The sequence below is a fragment of the Cereibacter sp. Soil_C_27 genome, from assembly GCF_057657095.1.
This window is the reverse complement of sequence record NZ_JBDGJD010000002.1, coordinates 94,686-107,475: the sequence shown is the minus strand read 5'-3', so window position 1 is coordinate 107,475 and position 12,790 is coordinate 94,686. Positions and strand designations below refer to the sequence as shown.

At 67.9% G+C, this 12,790-nt stretch carries 12 protein-coding genes; 5 read left to right on the top strand and 7 right to left on the bottom strand.

What is annotated here, in order from left to right; translation table 11 throughout:
* The first annotated feature begins 154 nt into the window (after positions 1-154).
* Genes AC3A5Z_RS07415 through dctP form a run of 4 tightly spaced genes read left to right on the top strand, consistent with a single transcriptional unit; the run spans position 155 to position 3,915 of the window.
* The gene (locus AC3A5Z_RS07415) at positions 155-910 is read left to right on the top strand and encodes a DeoR/GlpR family DNA-binding transcription regulator (protein WP_136793821.1); all 756 of its coding nucleotides are present in this window, start codon (positions 155-157) and stop codon (positions 908-910) included.
* A 39-nt stretch (positions 911-949) separates the two neighbouring features.
* A complete protein-coding gene (locus AC3A5Z_RS07410) occupies positions 950-1,462 on the top strand; it encodes a TRAP transporter small permease subunit (RefSeq protein ID WP_107664658.1) in 513 nt (170 codons plus the stop codon).
* Complete coding sequence (locus AC3A5Z_RS07405) at positions 1,459-2,790, top strand: TRAP transporter large permease (protein WP_487518740.1); 1,332 nt, start codon at positions 1,459-1,461, stop codon at positions 2,788-2,790. Before AC3A5Z_RS07410 ends, AC3A5Z_RS07405 begins: the two co-directional genes overlap by 4 nt.
* A 48-nt stretch (positions 2,791-2,838) precedes the next feature.
* Entirely contained in the window at positions 2,839-3,915 is a 1,077-nt protein-coding gene (dctP, locus tag AC3A5Z_RS07400; protein WP_487518739.1) for a TRAP transporter substrate-binding protein DctP, read from the top strand.
* Positions 3,916-3,954: 39 nt separating this feature from the next.
* Here dctP and AC3A5Z_RS07395 read toward each other — a convergent pair whose 3' ends face one another.
* Genes AC3A5Z_RS07395 through AC3A5Z_RS07365 form a run of 7 tightly spaced genes read right to left on the bottom strand, consistent with a single transcriptional unit; the run spans position 3,955 to position 11,860 of the window.
* Positions 3,955-5,724, bottom strand: coding sequence for an ABC transporter ATP-binding protein (locus AC3A5Z_RS07395; protein WP_487518738.1), 1,770 nt, complete (start codon positions 5,722-5,724; stop codon positions 3,955-3,957).
* Positions 5,721-6,680 carry an acetamidase/formamidase family protein gene (locus AC3A5Z_RS07390; RefSeq protein ID WP_487518737.1) on the bottom strand — a complete coding sequence of 320 codons (960 nt, stop codon included), beginning with the start codon at positions 6,678-6,680 and terminating at the stop codon, positions 5,721-5,723. The genes AC3A5Z_RS07395 and AC3A5Z_RS07390 overlap by 4 nt, the downstream gene beginning before the upstream one ends.
* A 4-nt stretch (positions 6,681-6,684) precedes the next feature.
* Positions 6,685-8,307 (bottom strand): ABC transporter substrate-binding protein, encoded by a 1,623-nt coding sequence (locus AC3A5Z_RS07385; RefSeq protein WP_487518736.1) that lies wholly within the window; start codon positions 8,305-8,307, stop codon positions 6,685-6,687.
* Positions 8,308-8,359: 52 nt separating this feature from the next.
* Positions 8,360-9,280: an ABC transporter permease gene (locus tag AC3A5Z_RS07380; RefSeq protein WP_136793843.1), complete on the bottom strand. Its 921-nt coding sequence runs from the start codon at positions 9,278-9,280 to the stop codon at positions 8,360-8,362.
* Positions 9,280-10,167 carry an ABC transporter permease gene (locus AC3A5Z_RS07375; protein ID WP_111467444.1) on the bottom strand — a complete coding sequence of 296 codons (888 nt, stop codon included), beginning with the start codon at positions 10,165-10,167 and terminating at the stop codon, positions 9,280-9,282. Before AC3A5Z_RS07375 ends, AC3A5Z_RS07380 begins: the two co-directional genes overlap by 1 nt.
* A complete protein-coding gene (locus tag AC3A5Z_RS07370) occupies positions 10,164-10,769 on the bottom strand; it encodes an ANTAR domain-containing response regulator (RefSeq protein WP_107665985.1) in 606 nt (201 codons plus the stop codon). Before AC3A5Z_RS07370 ends, AC3A5Z_RS07375 begins: the two co-directional genes overlap by 4 nt.
* The gene (locus AC3A5Z_RS07365; RefSeq protein WP_487518735.1) at positions 10,766-11,860 is read right to left on the bottom strand and encodes a transporter substrate-binding protein; all 1,095 of its coding nucleotides are present in this window, start codon (positions 11,858-11,860) and stop codon (positions 10,766-10,768) included. The genes AC3A5Z_RS07370 and AC3A5Z_RS07365 overlap by 4 nt, the downstream gene beginning before the upstream one ends.
* A 562-nt stretch (positions 11,861-12,422) precedes the next feature.
* Here AC3A5Z_RS07365 and AC3A5Z_RS07360 point away from each other — a divergent pair.
* Positions 12,423-12,773, top strand: a complete 351-nt coding sequence (locus AC3A5Z_RS07360) for a hypothetical protein (protein WP_487518734.1) — start codon at positions 12,423-12,425, stop codon at positions 12,771-12,773.
* Positions 12,774-12,790 lie beyond the last annotated feature (17 nt).

The window sequence follows — 12,790 nt, the reverse complement described above, 5'->3', positions numbered from 1 at the left end:
GGGTTTGCGGGAAATATGACCGATCCCTCTCACGCATCGCCCGTTCAGTCAATATTTGCCGGATCGGCGCCGAAGACCTCGGCAATCTCCCGCACAAAACCGTTGACTCGGTCATTGGTGGCACGCTTAACTTTTGTGTGAAGCCGGAGACAGCGTGAAACCGAAGCAGCGCCAGTCAAAGATCATCGACCTGATGGCCCGCGATGGCGAGGCCACGGTCGAGGCCTTGGCGGCGGCCTTCGACGTTTCCGCCGAGACCATCCGCCGCGATCTGGCGCAGCTGGCTGCCGATGGCGCGCTGCAGAAGGTGCATGGCGGGGCGCGGCGGCTGAGGCTGCATGCCGAGGGCAGCTTTCAGGAGCGGATGAACGAGGATGCCGAGGCCAAGGCCGCCATCGGCCGCAAGCTCGCGGCGGTGATCGAGCCGGGCGACACGCTGTTCATCGACACCGGCACCACCACGCTCGCCTGCGCGGCGGAGCTGGCGCGGGTCGGCGGGCTGACCGTCATCACCAATTCGCTGCGCATCGCGCGGGTGCTGGGCGAGGGCGAGGGCCGCGCGCGGGTCTTCCTGCTGGGGGGCAGCTTCAGCGCCGACAATGCGCAGACCGTGGGGCCGCTGGTGCTGGAGCAGATCGCCCGGTTTCAGGCCGATCATGCGGTGCTCGCGGTGGCGGCGCTGGATGCTGCCGCCGGAGCGCTCGACGCGGATTTCGACGAGGCGCAGGTCGCGCGGGCGATGAGCGACCGGGCGGGCAACACGATCGTGGTGGCGCAGGCGGCCAAGCTGGGGCGCAAGGCCGCGTTCCGGGTCTGCCAGCTCGAGGCTATCGACATGCTCATCTGCGAGTCCCTGCCGGACGCGGGCTTCCGCGCGGCGCTGGAGACCGCGAGGGTGGAGATCAGATAAACCGCCGGTCAACGGCGGGAACAACAGGGAAGGCGTTTCATGCCATATGGGATAAGGGTCTACGTCCGCCTCATGGACCGGCTGGCCGATTGGGTCGGGCTGGTCGCGATGTATCTGATCTTCGTGATGATTGGCGTCCTTCTGACCGATGTCGTCTCGGACAAGATCTTCAGCCTGCCGCTGCACTGGTGCGTCGAGGTCGCGCAGTTCACGCTGGCGGCCTATTATTTCATGGGCGGCGCCAAGACCCTGAAGGACAATGACCACGTCCGCATGGACCTGTTCTACGCCACGCTTTCGGAACGCAATCAGGCGCGGATGGATGCGGTGACGGTGTTTTGCCTGATCTTCTATCTCTGCGTCATGCTCTGGGGCTCGCTGTCGTCGCTGTCCTATTCCTGGGCCACCGACCAGCGGCTGCCCTCGATCTGGAATCCGTCGCTGGTGCCGATCAAGGTGCTGATGGTGGGCTGCCTGATCCTGATGCTGCTGCAGAGCTTTTCCCTCCTGTTCAAATATGTCGCGGCTTCCCGCGGGGAGCAGCTTGCATGAACTACGAAATGATCGCGCTGCTGATGTTCGGCAGCATGATGGGCCTCATGCTGACCGGACAGCGGGTCTTTGCCGCCGTGGGTTTCGTCGCGGCGGGCACGGCGCTTCTGCTCTACGGCACGGGCGGGATCGAGATGCCGTTCAACGCCACCTTCAAGCTGTTCAGCTGGAACGCCATCCTGACGCTGCCGCTGTTCATCTACATGGGCTACATGCTGTCGGAGTCGGGGATCGCGGAAGATCTCTACGAGATGCTGCATGTCTGGTTCGGGCGGATGGCGGGCGGGCTCGCCATCGGGACGATCCTCCTGATGGTCATCATCTCGGCGATGAACGGGCTGTCGGTGGCAGGCATGGCCATCGGCTCGGCCATCGCCCTGCCCGAAATGCTGCGGCGCGGCTATGACAAGGTGCTGATCTCGGGCGTGGTGCAGGGCGGCTCGTCACTGGGCATCCTGATCCCGCCCTCGGTGGTGATGGTGCTCTATTCGGTGATCGCGCGCGAGCCGGTCAGCCATCTGTGGCTGGCGGGCGTCGGGCCGGGGCTCTTGATGGCGACGATCTTCTGCATCTACATCTACATCCGGGTGAAGCTGAACCCGTCGCTGGCCCCTGCCCTGACCGAGGCCGAGCTCGCCATGCCGCTGCGCGAGAAGCTCCTGCTGCTGCGCGCGGGCATCATTCCCGTGGTGATCTTCGTGCTGATGCTGGGGCTCTTCATCCGCGGCGTCACCAGCCTGGTGGAAAGCGCCGCCGTGGGCGCGGTGGCGGCGACGGCGGCCGCGGCGCTGAAGGGGCGGCTCAGCCGCCGGCTGATCCACGAGACGGCGAGGAAGACGCTGGCGATCTCGTCGATGTTCCTCTGGCTGATCCTCGCGGCGCTGGCCTTCTCCGCCGTCTTCGACGGGATCGGCGCGGTGCGGGCGATCGAGAGCATCTTCATCACCAACTGGGAGCTGACGCCCTGGCAGGCGGTGATCCTGATGCAGGTCAGCTTCATCATCATGGGGATGTTTCTCGACGACACGGCGATGCTCGTCATCGTCGCCCCGCTCTACGTACCGCTGGTGGACCGGCTGGATCTGGGGATCGACGGGCAGATGGTCTGGTTCGGGGTGCTCTACACCATGACCTGCCAGATCGCCTACATCACCCCGCCCTTCGGCTACAACCTGTTCCTGATGCGCGGCCTCGCCCCCAAGGAGATCACGCTGATCGACATCTACAAGTCGATCTGGCCCTTCGTCATCATGATGGTCACGACCCTCGTGCTGGTGATGGTCTTCCCGCAGATCGCGATGTGGCTGCCGCAGTACGTCTACAGATAACCCCGTCGGCGGATCAACCGCCGCATTCCCTGCAACAAGGAGACCTAGATGACCACCCCCAAGACACCGCAATCGCCTTCCGAGAAAATTCTCGCCAGCCGGCGCAAGTTCATGATGGGCACCGCCGTGGGCTCGGCCTCGCTGCTGGCCGCGCCCTATGTCAATGCGCAGAGCGGGCCGATCCGCTGGCGGCTGCAGACCTATTCCGGCGCGCCGCTGGGGGCGCATGTGATCAAGCCGCAGATCGACGCCTTCAACGCCGCCGCCAATGGTGAGATGGAGATCGAGCTCTACTACGCCGACCAGCTGGTGCCGACCTCGGAGCTGTTCCGCGCGCTGCAGAGCGGCACGCTCGACGCGGTGCAGTCGGACGAGGCGACGATGGCGAGCCCGGTCGATATCTCGGTGTTCGGCGGCTACTTCCCCTTCGCCACCCGCTACAGCCTAGATGTGCCGGCGCTGTTCACCTATTACGGGCTGAAGGAGATCTGGGAAGAGGCCTATTCCGAGGTCGAGAACGTCACCTGGCTTTCCGCCGGCGCCTGGGATCCGCTGCACATCTTCACCAAGGATCCGATCCGGTCCCTGGCCGACATGAACGGCAAGCGGGTGTTCGGCGTGCCGACGGCGGGCAAGTTCCTGTCGAAATACGGCATGATCCCGGTGACGGTGCCGTGGGACGATGTGGAAGTGGCGCTGCAGACCGGCGATCTGGACGGCGTGGCCTGGTGCGGCTTCACCGAGGCCTATGAGGTGGGCTGGGCCGACGTCTGCAACTATGCGCTGTCGAACTCGATCACCGGGGCCTGGTTCGGATCGTATTTCGCCAATACCGCATCCTGGGACAAGGTGCCGCCGCATCTGCAGCAGCTGTTCCGCAGCACCATCGACCAGTCGCACTACTATCGCAACGTCTGGTACTGGGGCGGCGAGGCCAAGCTGCGCGTCGAGGGCGAGAAGATGGAGCTGACCTCGCTGCCCGCCGAGGAATGGGCGCAGGTGCTGCAGGACGCCAACGGCTTCTGGGACAGCGTGGCGGCCGAAAGCCCGCGCGCGGGCCGGGTGGTCGAGGCGTTCAAGACCTACGCCGCGACCATGGAGAAGGCGGGCTACCCCTACCGCTGAGACGAAGGGGGGAGCCCGTCGCGGCTCCCCCCTGCTGCGTCAGGCGGCGACCAGATGGCCGTCGCCGAGATCAAGGAAGGTGACCCGCTCCGGCCCCTGCCCTACGGCATGGATCGGGCTCGGCACCTCGCCCGAGAGCCGCAGGCCCGCGGGGCGGACGAAGGCGGGGTCGGGCACCGGCACCGCGTCGATCAGGCGGCGGGTGTAGGGGTGCTGCGGATTGCCGAAGACCTGCTCGCGCGTGCCGGTCTCGACGATCTGGCCCAGATACATCACCGCCACCCGGTCGGCGATATTCTCCACCACCGCCATGTCATGACTGATGAACAGATAGGCCACGCCGAACTCGCGTTTCAGCGAGGCCAGAAGCTCCAGCACCCGCGCCTGCACCGAGACGTCGAGCGCCGAGACGCTTTCGTCGCAGATGATCAGCTTGGGGTTCAGCGCCAGCGCCCGTGCGATGCAGATCCGCTGGCGCTGGCCGCCGGAGAATTCGTGCGGGTAGCGGTCGAGCGCCTCGCGCGGCAGGCCGACGCGGGCGAAGAGATCCTCGGCCCGGGCGCGGCGTTCGGCCGGGGTGCCGATGCCGTGGATCAAGAGCGGCTCGGCCACAAGATCGCCGACGGTCATGCGCGGATCGAGCGCCGCCATGGGGTCCTGGAACACCATCTGCACGTCGCGGCAGATCGCGCGGCGGCTGGCGCTGTCGAGGCCGGAGAGGCCGCGGCCCGCCACCTCCAGATGGCCTGCGTGCGGCACGAGGCCGACCAGCGCCTTGGCGATGGTGGATTTGCCGCAGCCGGATTCGCCCACCAGCGCGAAGGTCTCGCCGGGGCGAATCTCGAAGCTGACATGCTCGACGGCATGGACGCGGTGGGTGGTGCGACCCAGAAGTCCGCCGTGGATGTCGAAGCCGACCGAGACGTCGAGAAGCCGCGCCACCGGCGCCGCACGGACGGGAGCGGCGGTCTCGCGCGGCTCGCCCTTGCCCATGCGCGGCACGGCGGCGAGGAGCGCGCGGGTATAGTCGGCGGCGGGATCGGTGAAGATGCGGGCGACGGGGCCTTCCTCGACCATGCGGCCACCGTTCATCACGATGACCCGGTCGGCCATCTCGGCCACCACGCCCATGTCATGCGTGATGAGCACGATCGCCGTCCCCGTCTCGCGCTGCAGGTCGCGCAGGAGGTCCAGCACCTCGCGCTGCACGGTCACGTCGAGCGCGGTGGTCGGCTCGTCGGCGATCAGCACGTCGGGCTTCAGCGCCAGCGCCATGGCGATCATCACCCGCTGGCGCATGCCGCCGGAAAGCTCGTGCGGATATTGCGTCAGCCGCCGCTCTGGCTGCGAGATGCGCACCGAGGTCAGCGCGGCGAGCGCCTTGGCCTGCGCCGCGCGGCGCGACAGCGGCTCATGCGCGCGGAGCGCCTCGACGAGCTGGGCGCCGATGGTCATCACCGGGTTCAGCGAGGTCATCGGCTCCTGGAAGATCATGGCGATGCGGTCGCCGCGGATGGCGCGCATCCGGGCCTCGGGCAGCGCCAGCAAGTCGGTGCCATCGAGGAGAACCCGCCCCGCCGAGGCGCGCACGGCGGGCGGCGGCAGGAGGCCCATGATGGCGAGCGAGGTGATCGACTTGCCCGAGCCGCTCTCGCCGGCAATGGCCAGCGTCTCGCCGCGCCGCAGGGTGAAGGAGAGCCCCTCCACCAGCGGACGCTCCACCCCACCGGCGCGGACCGAGACCGTCAGCCCCTCGACAGAGAGCACGGGGGCGGCGGCCGCCCCCGTTTCTGGTGCGATCCCGCTCATTCGAAGACGCAGCGCGGGAAGTAGAAGCTGACGACCCAGTTCGGCATGTCGACGATCTCGGAGATCCGGAGGTCGCCGCAGGTCGAGACCAGCATGTAGGCCTCCACTGCCGCCATGCCGCGCGTGGCGCAGAGATGGTCGACCATATTGGCGACCGCCTCGCGCGAAGCCTGCATCAGGTCGGGACCGATGCCGGTGGTCACCTCGTAGCCCTTGGCGTCGAGATGCCGTGTCACCGGGCCGGAGGTCTGGAAGCGCGGCGTCTTGAGGTTCGCGCCCTTCACCAGATCCAGCGTCAGCACCACATCCATCGGGCTTTCGATCGCGGTGCCGCAGACCTCGCCATCGCCCTGCGCCGCATGGGTGTCGCCCACGCTGAACAGCGCCCCCGCCACCTCGACCGGCAGCCAGAGCGTGCTGCCCGCCGAAAGGTCACGGATGTCGAGATTGCCGCCGACCCGGCGCGGCGGCACGACCGAATGCAGCCCGGGCTCGGCCAGCGCGTTGCCGATGGTGCCGGTGAAGGGTTTCAGCGGCACCCGGCCTTCCTTGGACCAGAGCGCGGGCGCCATGCTGGAGGGATCGAAGCTCCAGTTGATCAGCGCCGCTTCGGTGAACTGGTCGGCGAGCAGGCCGAAGCCCGGGATGTTCGCCGTCCAGCCCCAGCCCTTGCCGCCCTGCGCCTGCGGCGCGAAGCTTTCCAGCGTCACCTTCACCGCATCGCCCGGCTCGGCGCCTTCAATGTAGATCGGACCCGAGACCGGGTTGATCTTGCCGAAGTCGAGGGCTGCCACATCGGCGACGGTCGACTGCGGGCCAAGCTGGCCCGCAGAGGAATCGTGGCAGTGGAACAGGATCGTCGATCCCGGCTCCACCCGCTCGGCAGGCGTCAGGCTGTTGTCCCAGCCGAAGTGGTGCTGCGCGCCGTGGATGGTGTAGTTGCAGGCCTTGCACATGGGATCACTCGGTCACGTAGACGTAGTCGTAGTTCACCGGGATCGACACCGGATCGACATAGAGCGCATCCGCCCCGCCCATTCGCGCCGATTTCATGGTGTAGCGCTGCTCGTTGAACACCGGCACCCAGGGCGCCTGCTCCATGACGCCCATGTATACATCGGACCAGAGCTTCATGCGGTCGGCGACCATAGCCGGATCGGCAATGCTGTCGGCCTCGACGGCCTTGGCATCGAGCGCCGCGTCGCAGAACTTCGACCAGTTCCAGCCGCCTTCCTCGGCGCCCGAGCAGCCGAGGATCGGGCCGTAGAAGTTGGAGGGATCGGGGAAGTCGGCGATCCAGGCCATGCCACCTGACCAGATCATCGGCGCGGTGCCCGCGCCGCCCGCCTCGATGACATTGGCCTGGGCGAGGCTCTGGATCGAGGCCTTAATGCCGATGGCCGCCAGATCCTGCTGGATCGCCTGGGCGATGCGCGGGTTCGGGTCGGTGTTCATCACGAAGAGCTCGGTCTCGAAGCCCTCTGCCACGCCCGCCTCGGCTAGGAGCGCCTTGGCACCTTCGACGTCATAGGCATAGCCCTCGTAGCCTTCGGTATAGCCCGGCATCGAGGGCGGCAGCGGCTGGGTCGCGGGCTTGGCGCGGCCATTGATGATCTGGGTGATCCGCTCCTTGTTGATCGCCATGTTGACGGCCTTGCGGACCTCGAGCTTGTCGAAGGGCGGCTGGGTCACGTTCAGCGTGATGTAGCCGGTGTGGAGCTGCCCGCCCTCGATCACCCGCGCGGACTGCTCGGGATCAGCCATCACCTCCTGGAACTTCGCCGGGGGGATGCCGTCGCCGGGCACGTCGACCTCGCCCTGCTGCAGGCGCAAGAGCGCCACGATCGGCTCCTGACCGACCTCGAAGACCACGCTGTCGAGATAGGGGACACCGTCGCGCCAGTAATCGGCGTTCTTCTCGAAGACCAGCCGCTGGCCGATGGTCCATTCCGCCAGCTTGTAGGCCCCGGTGCCGACCGGCAGCTTGCCGAAATCGGCGCCCGCTTCCTCGACGGCTTCCTTCGGCACGATGGAGGCGAAGTTCAGCGCCATGACATGCAGGAAAGTCGCGTCGGGCCGCGACAGGGTGATGTCCACCGTCAGCGGGCCGGTCACCTTCACGCCGGCAAGCTCGGTCGCGCCGCCGGTGGCCATGGCGTCATAGCCGGCGATCGAGCCGAAGAAGCCCGCGCCGGGCGATTGGGTCGCCGGGTTGGTCACGCGGTCGAGCGAGTATTTCACGTCTTCCGCGGTCATCTCGCGGCCGTTGTGGAACGTGACGCCGGGGCGCAGGGTGAAGCTGTAGGTCAGCCCGTCCTCGGAAAGCGTGTAGCTTTCCGCCAGACCCGGGCGCAGCTCGGTGGTGCCGGGGACATAGTCCATCAGCCCGTCGAACAGCGACTTGATCATCGACCAGTTCTGCCAGTCATAGCCGATCGCCGGATCGAGCGTCGCCACATCGTCCTTGTAGGTGACGGTGATCGAGCCCCCCGCCTTGGCGTTCGGATCGGGCTGATACTCCTGCGCCAGCGCCGGGGTTGCGAGGCAGAGGGCGAGGGCCGTGCTGGTGAGCCAGTGCTTCATGTAGTCCTCCTGTTGGATCGCCCTTTGCGGGCTTCTGGTTGAACGGGTGCGCTCAGCGAAGGCGGATGCGCGGGTCGATGAAGGGGGCCACCAGATCGGCGATCAGGTTGCCGATGACGATGGCGGTGGCGGAAACGAGGGTGACGCCCATGATGATCGGGATGTCGACGCGCTGGATCGCCTGCCAGGCCAGCTGGCCGATGCCGGGCCAGCCGAAGACGCTTTCCACAACGACGATGCCGCCCATGAACACGCCGATGTCGATGCCGATCATGGCGATGATCGGCAGGATGGCATTCGGCAAAGCGTGGCGCAGGATGACGCGGCCGCGGGTCAGGCCCTTGGCGCGGGCGGTGCGGATGTAATCGGCGCGCAGCACCTCGACCATGGAGGAGCGCATCATCCGGCTGTACCAGCCCGAGCCGAGGATGCCGAGCGTCATCGCCGGCAGCACCAGATGCGCCGCCGTGCCGTAGCCGCCGATCGGGAACCAGCCGAGCTTCACGGCGAAGACGTAGAGGAGCAGCAGCCCGACCACGAATTGCGGGGCGGAGACGGCGACGAAGCTGCCGACCATCAGCCCTTGATCCAGCGCCCGCCCCCGCCACAGCGCCGCGATGACGCCGAGCGTGAGGCCGATGACCAGCTCGCAGAGGATGCCGCCCGCCATGAGCAGCAGCGAGGCCGGCAGGCGCGACCAGATCAGCGTCGCGACCTCGGTCTTCTGCAGGTAGCTGCGGCCCATGTCGCCCTGCACCAGCCCGGCGAGGTAGCGGCCGTATTGCACGAGGAAGGGCTGGTCGAGCCCGAGCTGGGCGCGGATGTTGGCCACGGTCTGCGGCGTGGCCGAGCGTCCGGCGATCTGGCGCACCGGATCGGCGGGCAGGACGTAGAGCAGGAAGAAGGTGATCAGCGAGACCCCGAGCAGGATCAGCACCGACTGGATCAGCCTGCGGGCAAGATAGACCGGCATCACTCGCGTCCCCGCTGGGTCGGGTCGAGCACGTCGCGCAGCGCGTCTCCGACGAGGTTGAAGGCCAGCGCGAGCAGGAGGATCGCGGCGCCGGGGATGAAGACCAGCCAGGGCGCGGCCTGGAAATAGGTCTGGTTCTCGAAGATGATGTTGCCCCAGCTCGGCGTCGGCGGCTGCACGCCCACGCCGAGATAGCTCAGCGTCGCCTCGAGAAGCACGGTGGTCGAGATGCCGAGCGTGCCCCAGACGATGATCGTCGGCACCAGATGCGGCAGGATGTGGCGGAAGAGGATGCGCCCCGTCCCCGCCCCCAGCGTGCGCTCGGCGGCGATGAACTCGCGTTCGGCGAGGGCGGTGGTCTCGGTATAGATCACCCGCGCCGTCTGCACCCAGTTCACCAGCGCGATCACCATGGCGACGATCCAGAGCGAGGGGGTGAAAATCGCGGCGAGGCAGATCGCCAGCAGGAGCGCCGGGAAGGCCATCATCAGGTCGGTGAAGCGCATCAGGATGCTGCCGAGCCACCCGCGGAAGAAGCCCGCGGTGATCCCGACCAGCGTGCCGATCAAGAGCGCCGCGCCATTGGCCACCACGCCGATGATCAGCGAGGTCTGCGCGCCGTAGAGCAGGCGGCTGAAGAGGTCGCGGCCCAGAAGGTCGGTGCCCATCAGGAAGGCCCCGCCCGGCGGCATCGGCGCGCCCTCGATGGTGAGCCCGTCGAACATCTGTTCTTGCGGTGCGTAGGGGGCGATCCAGGGCGCGAAGACCGCGCCCGCGGTAACGATCAGGATCAGCGCGAGCCCGAGCATCGCCGCCTTGCGGCGGGCGAGGCGGCGCAGCGCGCCGGCGGGGGCCTGCGCGGCTGGGGTGGTGGTCAGGTCGGTCATCGCGCGCCTCCGGGCTTGGCGGGAGAGGGGCTGCGCTGGCCGGCGACGATGCGCTCGGCCGCCGCCTCGAAGCTGATGCGCCAGGCCATCGCCATGCCGCGCAGCTGGGCATAGGCCTCGTCCTCGGTCTTGCCGAGGCTCATCAACAACGTGACGGCGCGCACCACGGTCTGGCGCTGGTCGAGCCGCTGGCGCAGGTCGGCGACCTCGGCGGACAGCGACTGGCGTGCATCGAAGGCGGCCCGCGCGGTGAGCAGCGCCGAGAAGGCCCCGCCGTCGCCCACGGGCTTAAGAAGCTGCGCATCGGCGCCGGCGTTCAGCGCCCATTCGATGCGGCCCGGCGCCTCGGAGCCGATCAGCGCCACCATCGGCATCGGCGGCTCGCCCGGCTGCCAGGGGAATTGCGCGTCATGGCCGAGATCGGCGTCGAAGAAGATGAAATCCGCGGCCAGCGCCGAGGGCGGCAGGTCGGGCCAGCATTGCTCGACCTGCAGTCCGATGGCCGCGAGCTGCCGCGTCAGCGCCTGCACCGTGGGATGCGGGCGGTGCAGCACGATGGCGCGCGCCCCGCCGAGATTCTGCGCCCGGACCCGCCGCTTCATTGCACAACCCTCAGCCGCGGCGCGGGCAGCGCGAGATCGCGCCCGCGCGCAAGATAGGGGTCGCCCGCGACCAGACCGAAATCCTGCACCACCTCGAAGCGCCCGGCGCGGACCTGCGCAATCAGCGCGGGAAGCCGGGTGTGGTGGGTCTGGGCGTCGATGCCGCTGCGCGCCGCGGCGGGCGAGGCCAGAAGCGCCGAGAGCGGCGCGGCCTCGGCCCCGGGGCGGCCATTCAGCAGATCGGCCAGCATGCGGACGGCGGCATGGGCGGCGGCCTCGTGCGAGGAGCCGAAGTTGCCCGGCCGCGCCCAGCCCGTAGCGCCGCGGAAATAGGGGCCGGCGGCGATCAGCCCCTCGGCGGCGGCGCCGATGGCGGGAAGCTCGCATTCGGTCAGGTTGCAGGACAGGATCGGGCAGGTCTCGGGGCGGAAGTGCGGGTCTTGCCGGCCGAGCTCGGCATAGGCGGCGAGGAAGGCGTATTGCGACGGGCCGATCAGCGAGTTCAGCACGAAGTCGGGTCGGGTCACCCGGATCTCCTCGATGATCCGTGCCACCTCGACCGAGCCCATCGGCAGGTAGCGCTCGCCGAGCGTCTCGCCCCCTGCCCCCATGATGGTCTCGCGGGCCAGCCGGTTCATCTCCCAGCCCCAGATGTAGTTCGAGCCGGTCAGGTAGCCGCGCCGCCCGAAGCTGGCGAAGGTCCAAGCCATCAGCGGCAGGAGGTGCTGGTTCGGGCAGGCATGGGTGTAGACCACATGGTCGGAGGCCTCAAAACCCTCGTAGGGCACCGGATACCAGAGCGTGCCGCCGGCGCGTTCCAGCGTCGGGATGACCTCCTTGCGGCTCCAGGAGGTAACGCAGCCCACCACATGCCGCGCCGCGCTCTGGCGCAGGATCTCGTCGCAGAGCGGGCCGTAGAGGTCGATGTTGCCGCCGGGATCACGCTCCACCGGCACGAAGCTGAGATCGAAGGCGGGATCGGCATTGACCTCGGCGATGGCGCCAAGCGCCCCGGTCCGGCAGGCCTCGGAGATCAGCGAGTAGCTGCCCGAGCGCGAGTAGAGAAGGCCGAGATCGATGCGCCGCCGCATGGGGTTCCTTAATACAAAAAGCCCCGCCTCCACAGCACGCCGAAAGGGCGGGGCGCTGCGGAGGGCGGGGCTCGGATGCCGATATGTCGCAGTCAACCTGGGCCGACAGGGGCGCAGGCGTCAAGACGAATATGTGACAGCGAGGGGTGCAGGGACGGATGATGAGTACTTAGGCACTTGCGGGCGGGCTTGCTTGAAGGATGGGCGGCGAGGCGGCGGGGGATGGCATGTGGCGGCGGCGGGGGACGGGGCGTTGCTCTGCCGCATTCCGGGCGAGTCTGGGCGGGGCGCGAAGCGCCTGAGGCATGATGTCCCGGCTCCGCCGCCTCCTCTCCACCGGAGGACAACACGCACCTCGGCAGCAGGGCCGAAGCCGTGGATAAATCATCACATTCCGGCCATGCCTTTGCATGCCATGGCATGCCGTTGCCGGAGCGTCCCGCCCTGCGCATGGCGCTGCGGCAGTGTCGTGCGTGGACAATGCTGCGGCGCGGCAATATTTTCGGACCGAAGCGGGCCTCAGAAATTTCCGGCCTGATCCTCTACCGAATGGGACAAAGCCATGAACACCCTCCTGCTCTCCGCCGTAGCCTCGCTCACCCTCGCCTCTGCCGCGCTGGCCGAGGACGTGGCGCTGACCAAGCCGTTCCAGGCGGGCAGCCTGCACACCGGGCAGCTCGACATGGTGGCCTATCGCACCGACCTGTCGGACGGCGCCTATGAGGTGACCGCCACCTTCCGCGCCCGCACGCCCTCGGCCGAGCCGCAGCGCATCGTCATGCGTCTGGCCGATGCCGACAAGGTGCATTTCTCGATGCCCTCCGAGCCGCGCACGATCTATACCTTCGCCCGCGCCGAAGAGGCGGTCTCGATCTCGGCTCAGGCGCTGCCGATCGAGCTGGCGACCCAGTAAGCGACAGGCGGGCGAAG

Coding starts and splice junctions, on each gene's coding strand:
- AC3A5Z_RS07410 (WP_107664658.1), top strand. CDS start 950: ATGCCATATGGGATAAGGGTCTACGTCCGCCTCATGGACCGGCTGGCC.
- AC3A5Z_RS07405 (WP_487518740.1), top strand. CDS start 1,459: ATGAACTACGAAATGATCGCGCTGCTGATGTTCGGCAGCATGATGGGC.
- dctP (WP_487518739.1), top strand. CDS start 2,839: ATGACCACCCCCAAGACACCGCAATCGCCTTCCGAGAAAATTCTCGCC.
- AC3A5Z_RS07395 (WP_487518738.1), bottom strand. CDS start 5,724: ATGAGCGGGATCGCACCAGAAACGGGGGCGGCCGCCGCCCCCGTGCTC.
- AC3A5Z_RS07390 (WP_487518737.1), bottom strand. CDS start 6,680: ATGTGCAAGGCCTGCAACTACACCATCCACGGCGCGCAGCACCACTTC.
- AC3A5Z_RS07385 (WP_487518736.1), bottom strand. CDS start 8,307: ATGAAGCACTGGCTCACCAGCACGGCCCTCGCCCTCTGCCTCGCAACC.
- AC3A5Z_RS07380 (WP_136793843.1), bottom strand. CDS start 9,280: ATGCCGGTCTATCTTGCCCGCAGGCTGATCCAGTCGGTGCTGATCCTG.
- AC3A5Z_RS07375 (WP_111467444.1), bottom strand. CDS start 10,167: ATGACCGACCTGACCACCACCCCAGCCGCGCAGGCCCCCGCCGGCGCG.
- AC3A5Z_RS07370 (WP_107665985.1), bottom strand. CDS start 10,769: ATGAAGCGGCGGGTCCGGGCGCAGAATCTCGGCGGGGCGCGCGCCATC.
- AC3A5Z_RS07365 (WP_487518735.1), bottom strand. CDS start 11,860: ATGCGGCGGCGCATCGATCTCGGCCTTCTCTACTCGCGCTCGGGCAGC.
- AC3A5Z_RS07360 (WP_487518734.1), top strand. CDS start 12,423: ATGAACACCCTCCTGCTCTCCGCCGTAGCCTCGCTCACCCTCGCCTCT.